Origin of the sequence: Actinomyces slackii, from assembly GCF_900637295.1 — a bacterium.
GTDB lineage: Bacteria > Actinomycetota > Actinomycetes > Actinomycetales > Actinomycetaceae > Actinomyces > Actinomyces slackii.
The window spans coordinates 2,292,408-2,306,047 of record NZ_LR134363.1; the positions used below are offsets into that span (position 1 = coordinate 2,292,408).

Consider the following 13,640-nt stretch of genomic DNA (forward strand, 5'->3'; position numbering starts at 1 on the left):
TGGTAACAATATCGGTGGGCTGCGCCCCGTGCGGCCCGGGCCGACGCTGCCCTCAGTGACCGGCCATTGAGACTCCCAACGGGAACGGCATGAGCACCATTCTCTTCATCGTGATCGTCGTCGTGGTGACGGCTCTCATCTTCGACTTCACCAACGGCTTCCACGACTCCGCCAACGCCATGGCCACCTCGGTCGCCACGGGCGCCTTCAGTCCTCGGCGCGCTGTTCTGGTGGCCGCGGTTCTCAACGTGATCGGCGCCTGCCTGTCCACCGAGGTCGCCAAGACCATCTCCCACGGGATGTTCGATGACATGCTCATACAGGAGGCTCCGGCGATGATCTTCGCCGGGCTGGCCGGCGCGATCCTGTGGAACCTGGCCACATGGCTGTTCGGGCTGCCCTCATCGTCGTCGCATGCGCTCTTCGGCGGCCTCATCGGAGCGGTCATGGTGGCCGCGGGCGTCAATGGCGTCCACTGGGGCACCGTGGTCTCCAAGATCATCCTTCCCGCTCTCGTCGCCCCCGTCGTCGCGGGCCTGGCCGCCGCGCTGGCCACGGTCCTGGCCTACCGGCTGGCCCGCCCCTCGGACCGCTACTCCCAGGCGGTCTTCCGCAACGGGCAGAGGCTGTCGGCCTCCATGGTGGCCCTGGCCCACGGGACCTCTGACGGCCAGAAGACCATGGGAGTCATCACCCTGGCCCTCGTGGCCGGCGGATACCAGGCACCGGGCACCAACCCGCAGTGGTGGGTCATCGGCGCGGCCGGACTGGCCATCGGGTTGGGAACCTACTCGGGCGGCTGGCGCATCATGCGCACCATGGGCAAGGGGCTGGTCCACATCGACTCCCCCCAGGGCTTCGCCGCCGAGACCGCATCGACAGTGGCCATCCTGGCCTCCTCCCACCTGGGATTCGCCCTGTCCACCACCCATATCTGCACCGGTTCCATCCTGGGCTCGGGCATCGGGCGCGGAACCAAGGTCTCATGGGGGACCGCGGGCAAGATGGGCATCGCCTGGCTCATCACCCTGCCCTGTGCCGGCGTCGTGGGGGGCCTGACCTCCTACATCGCGGTGCGCGGCGGCGTGGCGGGCACCGTGCTGGTCATCGGCCTGCTGATCTGCGGCTCACTGGCGATCATTCGCCAGGCCAGCCACAACCGGGTCGACTTCTCCAACGTCAACGACTCCGAGGAGGTCGTGGTGGTCAAGCGCCAGCACCCGGAGTTGACGCGCGCGCCCCGCAGCGTGGAGCAGATCCGCAGCGAGCTCACGGGCCAGGAGGATCACTCGCGCACCGTCCTGGCCGACGACCTCGCCTCGGAGGCCTCCGAGGCGATCAGCACTCAGCAGAGCAGGGAGAGCGTGGCATGAGCATCGACTGGGCCTCGCTGGCACTGGTGACGGCAGTGACCGTCCTGGGCACCGCATTCATCATGGTCATCTGCTCGTGGGCGGCGCGCATGCTCGATGAGGTGCATATCAAGCGGAGCAACCATGAGGTCAAGGGCCTCCATGCCGCAGAGCTCTCAGCCGGGGTCCTCCTCTTCCTGGCCGGACTCATCGTCCTGTACGGGCTGTGGCTCATCATCCCCTACTTCCACTGAGACGCGAGCGCATCAGTCCGCTCGCAGGGCCACCGGCACGGGCGCCGGCTTGCTACTCTCCATGCGTGACTGAGGACCTCAAGACCCTGGCCCTGGACGCGATCGCCTCATCGAGGGCGAGCGACGACCCCGACTACCCCCGCTTCCACGTCGTCGCCCCCGTGGGGCGGCTCAACGATCCCAATGGCCTGCTGGTCGATGGGCAGACCTACCACGCCTTCTACCAGTTCAGCCCCTTCCACCCGCGGCGCAAGCTCGTCTACTGGGGGCACTCCTCGTCACGCGATCTGGTGACCTGGGAGCACCACGAGCCGACGATCATCCCCGACTCCTCCTACGACCTCTCGGGCGCGTACTCCGGCAATGCCCTGGTCCTGGAGGGCGAGGAGCTCAGCAGTGCCCCGGCGGGCGCCCCCTTCCAGCTCTTCTACACCGGCAATCTCAAGGACCCGGTCACCGATGAGCGCACGGCCAGCCAGTGCCTGGTCACCAGCCCCGATCTGCGCGAGTTCAGCAAGTGGCCGGGCAACCCCCTCATCCCGGATCACGCTGAGGGCTACACCGCCCACTACCGCGACCCGCAGGTCTTCCGAGACCCGGACCGGCCGGGGGAGTACCGCATGCTCCTGGGCGTCCAGCGCGCCGATGAGACCGGTGCCGCGCTGCTGTTCCGCTCGGCCGACCTGCTGTCCTGGGACCTGGAGGGGGAGCTGTCCTTCCCCGATGCCGCGGGTGCATTCGACGACTTCGGCTACATGTGGGAGTGCCCGGGGATCGTGCGCCTCCACGATGAGGACTCCGGTGAGCCCTGGGATGTGCTCATCTGGTGCCCCCAGGGAATCGATCCCGACCGGGAGGGCTTTGAGAACATCTTCCCCTGCGTCTACACAGTCGGCCGTCTGGTGGGCACTGAGCTGCGGGAGACCACCGGGGTCTATCACGAGGTGGATCGCGGCTTCGAGTTCTACGCCCCTCAGATCTTCGCCCGGCGTCCCAGCGAGCCCGGCCCTGCGCTCCTGTCCGGCTGGGCGGGCAACGCCTCGCAGGATGACCAGCCCTCCATCGAGCCCGACGGCGGGACAGGCGGATGGGTGCACGCCCTGACCGTTCCGCGGGCCCTGTCGCTGCGCTCGGGCAGGCTCATCCAGCGCCCGGCGGTCGTCCTGCCCGATGACGCCCGGCGTCCCGCGCTGGTGGGGGAGCCCCTGGGCGCGGGGCTCCACCGCATCGAGGAGCTCGGCTCGCATCGCAGCTGGCATCTGCGCCTGGCGGCCGAGGCCCCGTCGTCGGGCCGCTGGGGGGTGCGCATCGGCTCTGAGGACTCCTATGTGGAGATCGCGCTGGAGCGCGGAGCGCTCCACGTGGATCGCCGCGCCTCGCGCTACACCCAGCACGGCGCCCAGCGCACGGTGACACTGCCCGCCGGCACTCCACCGGTGCTGGAGATCCTTCACGATCGCTCGGTCACCGAGGTCTTCGTGGGGGAGGGCGACCTGGCCTTCACCCTGCGCAGCTTCGTGGACCCCCAGCACGGAGGGGCCGATCTGCTGGTGGAGGGGGGCCTGCGCCTGGCTGACGGCGCCTGCTGCATCCGGGACTGAGGCTCGGCGCTCGACCTGCTCTCAAGGCGGCCCGGCCATCCCAGCACGTGACCACAACCCGTCCTGCGGTTGCGGTCAGGTAACCCTGACTGTAGTGTGACTATCGATTGACACAGGTGTGGCCGCATGGGAGTCACTGACGATCCCGCACCGTGGGCTTCCCCAAGCCTCCCAAGGAATGCGGCGCCATCACGAGAAAGGATGCCCGGGTGGCAATGGATCACGCCCGAGTGGCGAAGGACGTGCTGACATACGTCGGCGGCGCCGAGAACATCAATGCGGCTGCGCACTGCGCAACCCGACTTCGCCTTGTCCTCAGCGACATGGACAAGGTCGACCAGAAGGCCCTCGACAAGGACCCTGATCTCAAGGGCACCTTCATCGCAGGCGGCATGTTCCAGATCATCGTGGGCCCCGGGGACGTGGACCACGTCTTCGACGAGATGATCAAGACCGGGGGCGTCAAGGAGGTCTCCAAGGACGAGGCCAAGGAGCAGGCCGCCAAGGGCGGCAACCCCGTGTCTCGCTTCATCAAGGTGATCGCGGACATCTTCGTCCCGGTCCTGCCGGCCCTGATCGCCGGCGGTCTGATGATGGCGATCAACAACGTCCTGACCGCCGAGGGCCTCTTCGGCGACAAGGCCCTGGTCGAGCGCTGGGCCTGGCTGTCCGACTACGCCAGCCTCATCAACCTGGTCTCCTCGGCGGCCTTCGCCTTCCTGCCGGTGCTCATCGGCTTCTCGGCCGCCAAGCGCTTCGGCGGCAACGTCTACCTGGGCGCGGCCATGGGCGCGGCGATGGTCTCCACCGAGCTGACCAACGCCTACAACATCCAGCAGGCCACCGAGGCCGGCGAGATCGAGGTCTGGCACCTCTTCGGCCTGACGGTCGACAAGATCGGCTACCAGGCCATGGTCATCCCGGTGCTGTGCGTGGCCTGGATCCTCTCGTTCATCGAGAAGTGGCTCCACAAGCGCCTGTCGGGAACCGCCGACTTCCTGCTCACCCCGCTCATCACCCTGCTGGTCACCGGCTTCCTCACCTTCGTCGTCGTGGGCCCGCTGACCCGCCAGCTCTCCGACGGTATCACCAACGGCCTGGAGTGGCTGTACAACACTGCCGGCCCGGTGGGCGGATTCCTCTTCGGCCTGGTCTACTCGCCCATCGTGGTCACCGGCCTGCACCAGTCCTTCCCGGCTGTCGAGCTGCCCCTCATCGCCAAGATGAGCAGCGGCGGTCCCGGCTCCTTCATCTTCCCGATCGCCTCCATGGCCAATGTGGCCCAGGGCGCCGTGGCCCTGGCGGTCTTCTTCAACACCCGCGATGCCAAGATGAAGGGTCTGGCCGGCGCCGGTGGTGTCTCGGCGGTCTTCGGCATCACCGAGCCCGCGATCTTCGGTGTCAACCTGCGCCTGCGCTGGCCCTTCTTCATCGGCATGGGTGCTGCCGCCATCGGCGGCGCGCTGGTGGCCCTGTTCGATATCCACAACCAGGCCCTGGGAGCGGCGGGCTTCGTCGGGTTCGTCTCCATCGTTCCCTCTGACATCCCCACCTACCTCATCCTGGAGGTCGTCACCTTCGCCATCGCCTTCGCCGCCACCTTCGCCTACGCCCGATCCGCCAAGGGCCGGGCCTCCCTGGCCACTGAGGCGGGCGATGTCGATGAGGCCGCTCTGGAGGCCGAGGCCATGGCCGAGCACGCCGAGCATGTGGAGCTGCCCGCCGAGGCCGCCGAGGACTTCACGATCACCTCTCCGATCCAGGGCCGGGCCATCCCGCTGGGCGACGTCGAGGACCAGACCTTCTCCTCGGGGATGCTGGGCCCGGGCATGGCCGTGGTCCCCGCCGAGGGACCCGTGGTCTCCCCGGTCGACGGCGAGGTCATGGTGGCCTTCCCCACCGGGCACGCCTACGGCCTGCGCTCGGCCAGCGGCATCGAGCTGCTCATCCACGTGGGCATGGACACGGTCGAGCTGGACGGCAAGCACTTCACCCCCAAGGTCAAGGCCGGCGACAAGGTCCTCAGGGGCATGCCGCTGGTGGAGGTCGACTGGGCCGCTGTGGGCGCCGCCGGATATCAGACCGTCACCCCGATCGTCGTGTCCAACGGCGCGACCTTCGAGGGCATCGAGGAGAAGGGCTCCGGCACGATCCACCGCGGCGATGAGCTCTACGGAGTTCTCCAGAAGGCCGCGGAGCCAGCCGAGGCCTGATCTCATCGACTCGCGCTGAGCCCTAGAACTGGTGGGCCGGCTCCCTCAAGGGAGCCGGCCCACCAGCATGTCAGGACTCAGGCGGTCTGGCCCTCCAGGAGCTCAACGCCCAGGGGAGTGGGGGAGGGGAGGGACTCCTGGGCCGCCTCAGCCTCCTCCTGCTCCTCCTGGGAGTGCGCCTGCTCGATCTGGCGAAGGAGGATATCGACGGCCGCATAGGCCAGTTCGGCGATCGGCTGGCGGATCGTGGTTAGGCCCGGCAGGGCCCGCCGCAGCGCCGCAGTGCCATCGAAGCCGATCACCTTGAAGTCCTCGGGAACGCGCAGACCGCGCATCGCCGCCCACTCCAGGACGGCGGCCGCGGAGAGGTCATCGGTGGCGAAGACGGAGTCGATGGTCTGGGCGACGGCGTCGAGCCGCTCGTGGATGAGACGGGGCCGCAGGTCATCAGGCGTGTGGAAGTCGACCGTCACAACGACCGGCTCGATGCCCGCCTCGGCCAGCACCGCCCGGTACGCGGTCTCGCGAAGGTTGTGCTTCCCGGAGCGCGAGGTCAGCAGGGCAGGGCGCCTGGCGCCGCGGCTCAGGAGCCTCTCGGTGGCCAGGCGGCCGCCGGCCTCATTGTCGCAGCGGATGTTGGGGATCGTGGGGGACAGGGAGCGGTCGATGGTGACCAGCGGCATGCGCACGGTGGAGTACTCGGTGATGTTCTCGTTGTGAGCCCCCGAGATGATGCCGTCGACCCGGTGGGAGACCAGCAGGTCGAGGTAGGCGCGCTCACGGTCGGCCTTGCCCATGGAGTTGCAGATGAAGATCCGATAGTCGTGCTCGGCCAGGGCGTCCTCGACATGCTCGGCCAGCTCGCCGAAGAAGGGCAGGCCCACGGTGGGCACGATCAGCCCGATGGACTGGGTCGACTTGCCGTGCAGCGCCCTGGCCGCCTGATTGGGACGGTAGTTGAGCTCAGCGATGGCAGCCGAGACGCGCTCACGGGTCCCCTGGGACAGGTAGCCGCGGTCGTTCAGGACACGGGAGACCGTGGTCAGGGAGACCCCGGCAGCCTGGGCGACGTCAGCCAGGGTGGGTTCGTGACGTGATGGCACGTGGCTCCTCCAGATGTCTGATCTTTACCCGCAAAGCATATGCCCACTGCCCCTCATTGCCCAAGTGACCTGCACAAATGCGCGTCGATCGTCAGCAGACTGTCAGGAACTCCTCATAGAGGCCGATCATGGCGCGGGCCATGGCGGCGTGCCCGGCGTCATCGGGATGGATGCTATCGATGGTCAGGAGCTCGTCGTCGCCGTCGATGGCCTGGCTGAGGGTGTCGGTGGAGGTCAGGCCCAGGGCGGTGGCGTGCTCGTGGATCATGCGGCGCACCGCCTGGAAGCGGGGGCCGGTGTCCATGGCGGGGAAGTAGGGGGCGACGACGATGGCGGTCCCGCGCAGGCGAGCGGCCAGGAAGCTCAGATCGTGCTCAATGGCCTGGTCGACCAGCTCGCGCTGGGAGGACAGGAAGGCCGCGTCGTTGAGACCCAGGCTCACGGTGACCAGGTCGGGCTCGCACCGCAGGATGGCCTCGAGCCAGGTCGTGTCCCGGCAGGAGGGGGTGCGGGCCCCGCCGGGGGCATGGCCACCGCGGCGGGCGAAGTGACCCAGGCCGTCAGCGGCCAGATTGACCTCGCGCCAGCGCTGGTGCTCGCACACCAGCGAGGTCCAGCGCTGGCGCGGGTGGGTCACGCCGCGCCAGCCGGTGGTCACGGAGTCGCCCAGGAAGACGGCGGTGGGGAAGTCGCTGGCATGCGGGATGGTGGACATGCGCAGACCATAGCCGTCGGGGCGTGCGCCGGGGCGGGACGTGAGGACTCTTCTCTTCCCAGAGAATGACATAATGTGCATTATCGGCTCTGCGAGAAGGGGCTTGGGGTTTTGGACACGCTTGTCTTCCTTGTCTTCTCCGAGCCTGCTCTGGGCCGGACCGGCCGCATGGCACAATCCCTGCGTGATCACGTCTCCCGCATCGAGCAGCCGCACTGATAGCCACGACCTCATTCGCGTCGTCGGCGCGCGCGAGAACAACCTGGACGGGATCAGCCTGACGATCCCCAAGCGCCGGCTCACCGTGTTCACCGGCGTGTCCGGCTCGGGCAAGTCCTCACTGGTGTTCGCCACGATCGCCGCGGAGTCGCGCAGGCTCATCAACGAGACCTACTCGGCCTTCATCCAGGGCTTCATGCCCTCCAACGCGCGCCCCGACGTCGATCGCCTGGAGGGCCTGACCCCGGCCATCGTCGTCGATCAGGAGCGCATGGGCTCCAATCCCCGCTCCACCCTGGGCACGGTCAGCGATATCGGCGCCATGCTCCGCGTCCTGTTCTCGCGCCTGGGCACACCGCATATCGGCGGCCCGCAGGCCTTCGCCTTCAACGTGCCCTCGGTGACCGGCGGCGGGGCGCTGACCACTCAGCGCGGCGGGCGCAAGGTCGTCGAGCGCAAGAAGTTCAGCGTGGTGGGCGGGATGTGCCCCAACTGCGAGGGGCTGGGCAGGGTCTCGGATATCAACCTTGCCGAGCTCTACGACGAGAGCCTGTCCCTCAAGGACGGCGCCATCACGGTCCCGGGCTACACCGCTGACGGCTGGATGGTGAGAGGCTTCGCCGAGTCCGGCTTCTTCCCCGCCGACAAGCCGATCTCCTCCTTCTCCCCCAGGCAGCTCGACGACTTCCTCTACAAGGAGCCCACCAAGATCAAGGTGGGGGCCGTCAACATCACCTACGAGGGCCTGGTCCCCAAGATCCGCAAGTCCATGCTCTCCAAGGAGACCGAGGCTCTCCAGCCGCATATCCGCGCCTTCGTCGAGCGGGCCGTGGTCTTCGGAACGTGCCCGCAGTGCGATGGCACGCGCCTGGCCGAGCCCGCTCGCTCCTGCCTCATCGACGGGCGCTCCATCGCCGATGCCTGCGCCATGCAGATCTCCGACCTCGCCGCCTGGGTGACCCGCCTGGAGTGCGCCGCCACCGGGCAGGAGCGCGGCGGCCACGACGATGACGGGCCGCTCCCCCGCGTCGAGGGCCTGGCCGGGGCCGCTCCTCTGCTGGCCTCCCTGCGCGAGACCCTGGAGGCCTTTGTGAGGATCGGCCTGGGGTACCTGTCGCTTGACCGGCCGGCCTCCACGCTCTCAGGCGGTGAGGCCCAGCGCACCAAGCTCGTGCGCCACCTGGGCTCGGCCCTGACGGATGTCACCTATGTGTTCGATGAGCCCAGCATCGGGCTGCACCCCCATGACATCCACCAGATGAACGAGCTCCTGGTCAGCCTGAGGGACAAGGGCAACACAGTGCTCGTCGTCGAGCACAAGCCGGAGACCATCGCCATCGCGGACCATGTCGTGGACCTGGGCCCGGGTGCAGGGGCGGCGGGCGGGCGCCTGTGCTTCGAGGGGACCGTGGAGCAGCTGCGCCACGCCGAGACCCCCACCGGCCGCCATCTGGCCGACCGCGCCCGGCTCAAGGACGAGTTGCGCTCCCCCACCGGTGTCATCGAGATCCGCGGCGCGGCCACGAACAACCTGGCCGACGTGGACGTGGATATCCCGCGCGGCGTTCTCACGGTGGTCACGGGCGTGGCGGGCTCGGGCAAGTCCAGCCTCATCCACGGGCACCTGTCCCCCGTCAAGGGCGTGGTCACCATCGACCAGTCCCCCATCAAGGGCTCGCGCCGCTCCAACCCGGCCACCTACACCGGGCTCCTCGAGCCCATTCGCAAGGCCTTCGCCAAGGCCAACAAGGATGCCGGAGCCAAGCCGGCGCACTTCTCCGCCAACTCCGAGGGGGCCTGCCCCGTGTGCGGGGGCACCGGTGTCATCGAGACCCAGCTGGGCTTCATGGAGACCGTGGAGTCGCGCTGCGAGGCCTGCGGCGGGCGCCGCTTCAATGAGGAGGTCCTGGCCCACACCCTGGGCGGGCACTCCATCGCCGATGTCCTGGATCTGAGCGTGGAGGCCGCCCAGGAGCTCTTCTCAGCCGGCGAGGCGCGCCTGCCGGCGGCGCTGCGCATTCTGGATCGGCTGTCCGACTGCGGGCTCGGCTATCTCCGCCTCGGCCAGGCGCTGACCACGCTGTCGGGCGGGGAGCGCCAGCGACTCAAACTCGCCGTGCACCTGGGCGAGGACGGTGACGTCATCGTCCTGGACGAGCCGACGGTTGGCCTGCACCTGGCGGATGTCGAGGCGATGCTCGCCCTGCTGGACCGCCTGGTGGAGGCCGGTCGCACCGTGGTGGTCATCGAGCACCATCAGGCGGTCATGGCCCATGCGGACTGGATCATCGATCTGGGCCCCGGCGCCGGTCACGACGGCGGACGAGTGGTCTTCGAGGGCACTCCCGCCGAGCTCGTCTCTGCCCGCTCCACCCTGACCGGCCAGCACCTGGCGGAGTACCTTGATCGTTGACGACGATTCGTCGATGATTTCTTAGAGCATTGTCGAATCGATCGGACGAGGTTCGATCAGAAAAGGGCTGCGGGATGATCCTCGACTTCTCGCGAAGGAAGTTCTAGGTCGAATCCCCCATTTTCCTGACCAAAGCGATAAAAAGCTATTCCGATATTCTCCTCGAGCATTCTCACCACCTCGCCCAGGATTTGGCGGATCTCAGTTTCGAGAGAGTATCCGCAGCTCGACGTTGTCAGGCATGATATCGACGGTATCACGTCCGACGACGGGAGGATGCATCGCCGGCGAAGCGCACGGCAGACTGGCGCCATGATCTCCATCCGTTCCGCCACGATGGCGGATGCCCAGGGCATTCGGGCCATCCGCAATGCCGCTGCCCGCGAGTCGCTGGCCCTGTGGACATCCCGCGAGCACTCCCCCAGCCAGGCGCGCGCCTGGCTGGAGCCCGCCGTCAGCCGCGGCACGGCGCTAGTGGCCGTCGAGGAGGGCGACGGCGATCCCGCCGATGGCAGGATCGTCGGATTCGCCGTGGCCACGCCCTGGCGCGACTACGAGGGGTATGCCCGCACCGTGGAGGACTCGATCTACCTCTCCCCCGCTGCCCAGGGCCACGGGCTCGGCGGCAGGCTCCTGGGGTCGCTGATCCAGGCCTCGCAGCGCGCCGGGGATCGCACCATGATCGCCGCCATCGAGGCAGGAAACGCCGTGTCCATCCGCCTGCACGAGCGCCACGGCTTCACCGTCGTGGGCACCATCCCGCAGGCCGGGGAGAAGCTCGGGCGGGTCCTGGACCTGACCCTCATGAGCCGCCCTCTGGCCGGGCGCTGAGTCGAGCGCGGCGCCCGAGTCATGCCCTGGGCTCCGCGCGCCGTCGTCCCTCGATCCGCCACCAGGCCACAGCCACAAACGCGCCGAGTGGCACGCACTGCAGCACTGTGCCGACCTGCGCGGCCAGAACCACGGCACCGAGGAGCGCCATCGATGCGACAACGGCGCCAAGGCGGGAGCCCAACTCGATGGCGATAACGGTGATGAGAGCCGTCGCGGCGATCATCATCGCGGCGCTGCGGCCAGGCCCCGACCAGTTCACCATCACGAAGGCGACGGCGAACCCGGCAACAAAGGCCCGCCTCCACCAGCGCGCGCGTGAGTCACTCATCTCCATGGCTCCCATCCGCTGCACGCACGCCCTCGCCGGTCAATCCCCCAGCGCGGTCCCCACGGCTCGGGCGGCCTGGATCCACTCGTGGTCGGCGGGGACGAACTTGGTCCGGCCGGCCACATCGGCCAGGGGCACCAGATCGGTGCCGTGGCCCCGATCGGCCACCATGACGCCGTGCCGGCCCTCGGCGATGGCGCTCGCCCCGGCCACGCCCAGGCGGGTGCCCAGCATGCGGTCGGCGCCGCAGGGCGAGCCCCCGCGCTGGACATAGCCCAGGATCGACACGCGCGCCTCCAGGCCGGTGGCGGCCTCCAGCTGCTCGGCCAGGGTGAAGGTGTTGGCCCGGTGCGAGGCCTCCAGGGCCTTGACGCCCCGCTTGGCCATGGCCTTGCGCTCCGGGGTGGAGGCGTCCTTGACCAGGGCGCGGGCGTGCTCGAGCTCGGCGTGGTCGGCCACGCTCAGGGCGCCCTCGGCCACGGCCACCACGGAGAAGCTGGAGCCGCGGGAGCGGCGCCGCTCGATCTTCTCGGCAATGGCCTCCACCGAGTAGGGGATCTCGGGCAGGAGGATGACATCGGCCCCACCGGCCATGCCCGCGCCCAGGGCCAGCCACCCGGCGCGGTGCCCCATGATCTCGGTCAGGATGATGCGGTGGTGGGAGTGGGCGGTGGAGTGGAGGCGGTCCACGGCCTCGGTGGCGATCTCCAGGGCGGTGGCGAAGCCGAAGGAGGTGTCGGTGTGAACGATGTCGTTGTCGATGGTCTTGGGCAGGTGGATGACGTTGAGCCCGGCATCCATGAGGCGCTTGGCGTTCTTGGCCGTCCCGCCCCCGCCCAGGCACACCAGGGCGTCGAGCTGGTCCTTGTCGTAGTTCTCCACGATGGTGGGGATCATGTCGCGGGCCTCGCCGTCGACCATCATGCGGTGGACCTTGTCCCGGCTGGTGCCCAGCATGGTGCCGCCGGTGGTGAGGATCCCGGACAGGGCCCCGGCGTCCAGCTCGGTGAAGCGGTTCTCGGCAAGGCCCCGCATGCCGTCGCGGAAGCCGATGAGCTCCCAGCCGTGCTCCTGGATCGCCGCCTTGCCGAATCCGCGGATCGCTGCGTTGAGCCCCGGGGCGTCCCCGCCTGCCGTCAGAATGCCAATGCGCTTTGTCATAGGGCCAGTATGCCGTGATCCTCACAGGTAGGCGGCCTATGGGCAGCGGCGTCTCACTCCTCAGCGCGACCGGGGAGCCGGTATCATGCGGGGCTGGTATGAGGGCGATGAGCAGGCCGCCGGGAACAATCGCCGGCGCTCGCCTGTTGATCCCTCTGGCGCCATCGGCGCCGCAGCACGAGCCACGAGGAAGGCAGCAGCATGGCAGACCGCGCACTGCGGGGCATGACCATCGGCGCGAAGTCGATGGAGTCCGAGGAGGGCGTCGAGTTCGCCGAGCGGATGATCATCACCTACGAGTGCCCGCTCGCACACGTCACCAGCGTCCCCATGTCCACCGAGGCCGAGGTCCCCGCCACCTGGGAGTGCCCCGAGTGCGGTCAGGCCGCAGCGCGCCGCGGCGAGGACGACCAGGACTCCGAGGAGCCCAAGAAGACCGTCCGCACCCATTGGGACATGCTCCTGGAGCGGCGCGGCGTCGATGAGCTCAAGGAGCTGCTCGATGAGCGCCTGGAGCAGCTGCGCAGCGGGGAGGTCTACCGCGAGCGGGTCTGACCCGGCATCCGAGTCGGCTGGGTGAGGCCGGCTGAGAAGGCGAGAGGCGAGGCGGCAGTGGGATCCGGTCCCCTGCCGCCTCGCCTCGTGTCAGGCAGTGGTCTCAGCGCCCCGAGCGGGACCGGGACTGCAGGCGCGTGGCCGTCTGCCTGGCCAGGTCGACGAGCTGGCCGCCCCGCTTGGTCACGCCCCACCGGGTCACCAGCGCCAGCTCCTCGGTGATGATCCCGCCGGAGAGCTTGGAGACCCCGGCCTCGCGCTCCTTGAAGACGATGGGCATCTCCACGATCCGCCCGCCGGCCTCGTCGACGAGCTTGGTCATGTTGACCTGGAAGCCGTAGCCCAGGGCCTCGATCCTGCCCAGGTCCATGCGCCGCAGCATGGAGGCCCGGTAGACGCGGAAGCCGGCAGTGGCGTCCTTGACGCGCATGCCCAGCATGGCGTTGATGTAGAGATTGCCGGCGCGAGACAGGGCCACGCGCTTGGCGTCCCAGCCCTGGGTGGCGCCGCCGGAGACCCAGCGCGATCCGATGACCAGGTCCGGCTCGTCGGCCATCTCGGCGCGCTGGATGAGCAGGGCCAGGTCCTCGGCCCGGTGGGAGCCATCGGCGTCCATCTCGACGATGAGCTCGTACCCCCCGGCCAGGGCCCAGGAGAAGCCGGCCAGGTAGGCCGGGCCCAGGCCGTTCTTCTCCGTGCGGTGCAGGACGTGGATGTGGTCATCGGCTGCGGCCCGGGAGTCCGCGTAGTCCCCGGTCCCGTCGGGCGATCCGTCGTCGACGACGAGGATATGCGCTGCTGGGGCGTGCTGACGCACCTGGTCCAGCGCGCTGGGCAGTGACTCGATCTCGTTGTAGGTGGGAATGACGACGAGGGCCTGCACGTATGTTCT

The 13,640-nt window shown here is 68.7% G+C and carries 12 protein-coding genes; 7 read left to right on the plus strand and 5 right to left on the minus strand.

The features are described 5' to 3' along the window. Positions 1-89 precede the first annotated feature (89 nt). From EL266_RS09410 to EL266_RS09425, 4 genes are all read left to right on the plus strand, one after another. Positions 90-1,373 carry an inorganic phosphate transporter gene (locus tag EL266_RS09410; protein WP_084500948.1) on the plus strand — a complete coding sequence of 428 codons (1,284 nt, stop codon included), beginning with the start codon at positions 90-92 and terminating at the stop codon, positions 1,371-1,373. Next, the gene (locus tag EL266_RS09415; RefSeq protein ID WP_026427412.1) at positions 1,370-1,606 is read left to right on the plus strand and encodes a hypothetical protein; all 237 of its coding nucleotides are present in this window, start codon (positions 1,370-1,372) and stop codon (positions 1,604-1,606) included. The genes EL266_RS09410 and EL266_RS09415 overlap by 4 nt, the downstream gene beginning before the upstream one ends. Before the next feature lie 65 nt (positions 1,607-1,671). Then, positions 1,672-3,207, plus strand: a complete 1,536-nt coding sequence (locus tag EL266_RS09420; protein ID WP_026427413.1) for a glycoside hydrolase family 32 protein — start codon at positions 1,672-1,674, stop codon at positions 3,205-3,207. Positions 3,208-3,422: 215 nt separating this feature from the next. Then, positions 3,423-5,420 (plus strand): sucrose-specific PTS transporter subunit IIBC, encoded by a 1,998-nt coding sequence (locus EL266_RS09425; protein ID WP_197719304.1) that lies wholly within the window; start codon positions 3,423-3,425, stop codon positions 5,418-5,420. 77 nt (positions 5,421-5,497) lie between these two features. Here the strand turns inward: EL266_RS09425 and EL266_RS09430 are convergent, their stop codons facing one another. Both EL266_RS09430 and EL266_RS09435 read right to left on the minus strand, forming a co-directional pair. Further along, on the minus strand, positions 5,498-6,523 hold the full coding sequence (locus EL266_RS09430) for a LacI family DNA-binding transcriptional regulator (protein WP_026427415.1): 1,026 nt from the start codon (positions 6,521-6,523) through the stop codon (positions 5,498-5,500). Between the two features lie 91 nt (positions 6,524-6,614). Continuing rightward, positions 6,615-7,238, minus strand: coding sequence for an SGNH/GDSL hydrolase family protein (locus EL266_RS09435; RefSeq protein ID WP_026427416.1), 624 nt, complete (start codon positions 7,236-7,238; stop codon positions 6,615-6,617). A 184-nt stretch (positions 7,239-7,422) separates the two neighbouring features. Here EL266_RS09435 and EL266_RS09440 point away from each other — a divergent pair, with 184 nt between their 5' ends. Both EL266_RS09440 and EL266_RS09445 read left to right on the plus strand, forming a co-directional pair. Further along, positions 7,423-9,870 carry an ATP-binding cassette domain-containing protein gene (locus tag EL266_RS09440; RefSeq protein ID WP_408608463.1) on the plus strand — a complete coding sequence of 816 codons (2,448 nt, stop codon included), beginning with the start codon at positions 7,423-7,425 and terminating at the stop codon, positions 9,868-9,870. A 312-nt stretch (positions 9,871-10,182) separates the two neighbouring features. Then, positions 10,183-10,701, plus strand: coding sequence for a GNAT family N-acetyltransferase (locus EL266_RS09445; protein WP_026427418.1), 519 nt, complete (start codon positions 10,183-10,185; stop codon positions 10,699-10,701). A gap of 19 nt (positions 10,702-10,720) precedes the next feature. Here EL266_RS09445 and EL266_RS09450 read toward each other — a convergent pair whose 3' ends face one another. After that, positions 10,721-11,038: a hypothetical protein gene (locus EL266_RS09450; RefSeq protein WP_026427419.1), complete on the minus strand. Its 318-nt coding sequence runs from the start codon at positions 11,036-11,038 to the stop codon at positions 10,721-10,723. 33 nt (positions 11,039-11,071) lie between these two features. Further along, positions 11,072-12,193, minus strand: coding sequence for a 6-phosphofructokinase (locus tag EL266_RS09455; RefSeq protein ID WP_026427420.1), 1,122 nt, complete (start codon positions 12,191-12,193; stop codon positions 11,072-11,074). A gap of 201 nt (positions 12,194-12,394) precedes the next feature. On the opposite strand from EL266_RS09455, the gene EL266_RS09460 reads away from it, so the two are divergent. Next, complete coding sequence (locus EL266_RS09460) at positions 12,395-12,748, plus strand: RNA polymerase-binding protein RbpA (protein WP_026427421.1); 354 nt, start codon at positions 12,395-12,397, stop codon at positions 12,746-12,748. A 103-nt stretch (positions 12,749-12,851) separates the two neighbouring features. On the opposite strand, the gene EL266_RS09465 is transcribed toward EL266_RS09460, so the two are convergent. Continuing rightward, on the minus strand, positions 12,852-13,631 hold the full coding sequence (locus tag EL266_RS09465) for a polyprenol monophosphomannose synthase (RefSeq protein WP_026427422.1): 780 nt from the start codon (positions 13,629-13,631) through the stop codon (positions 12,852-12,854). Positions 13,632-13,640 lie beyond the last annotated feature (9 nt).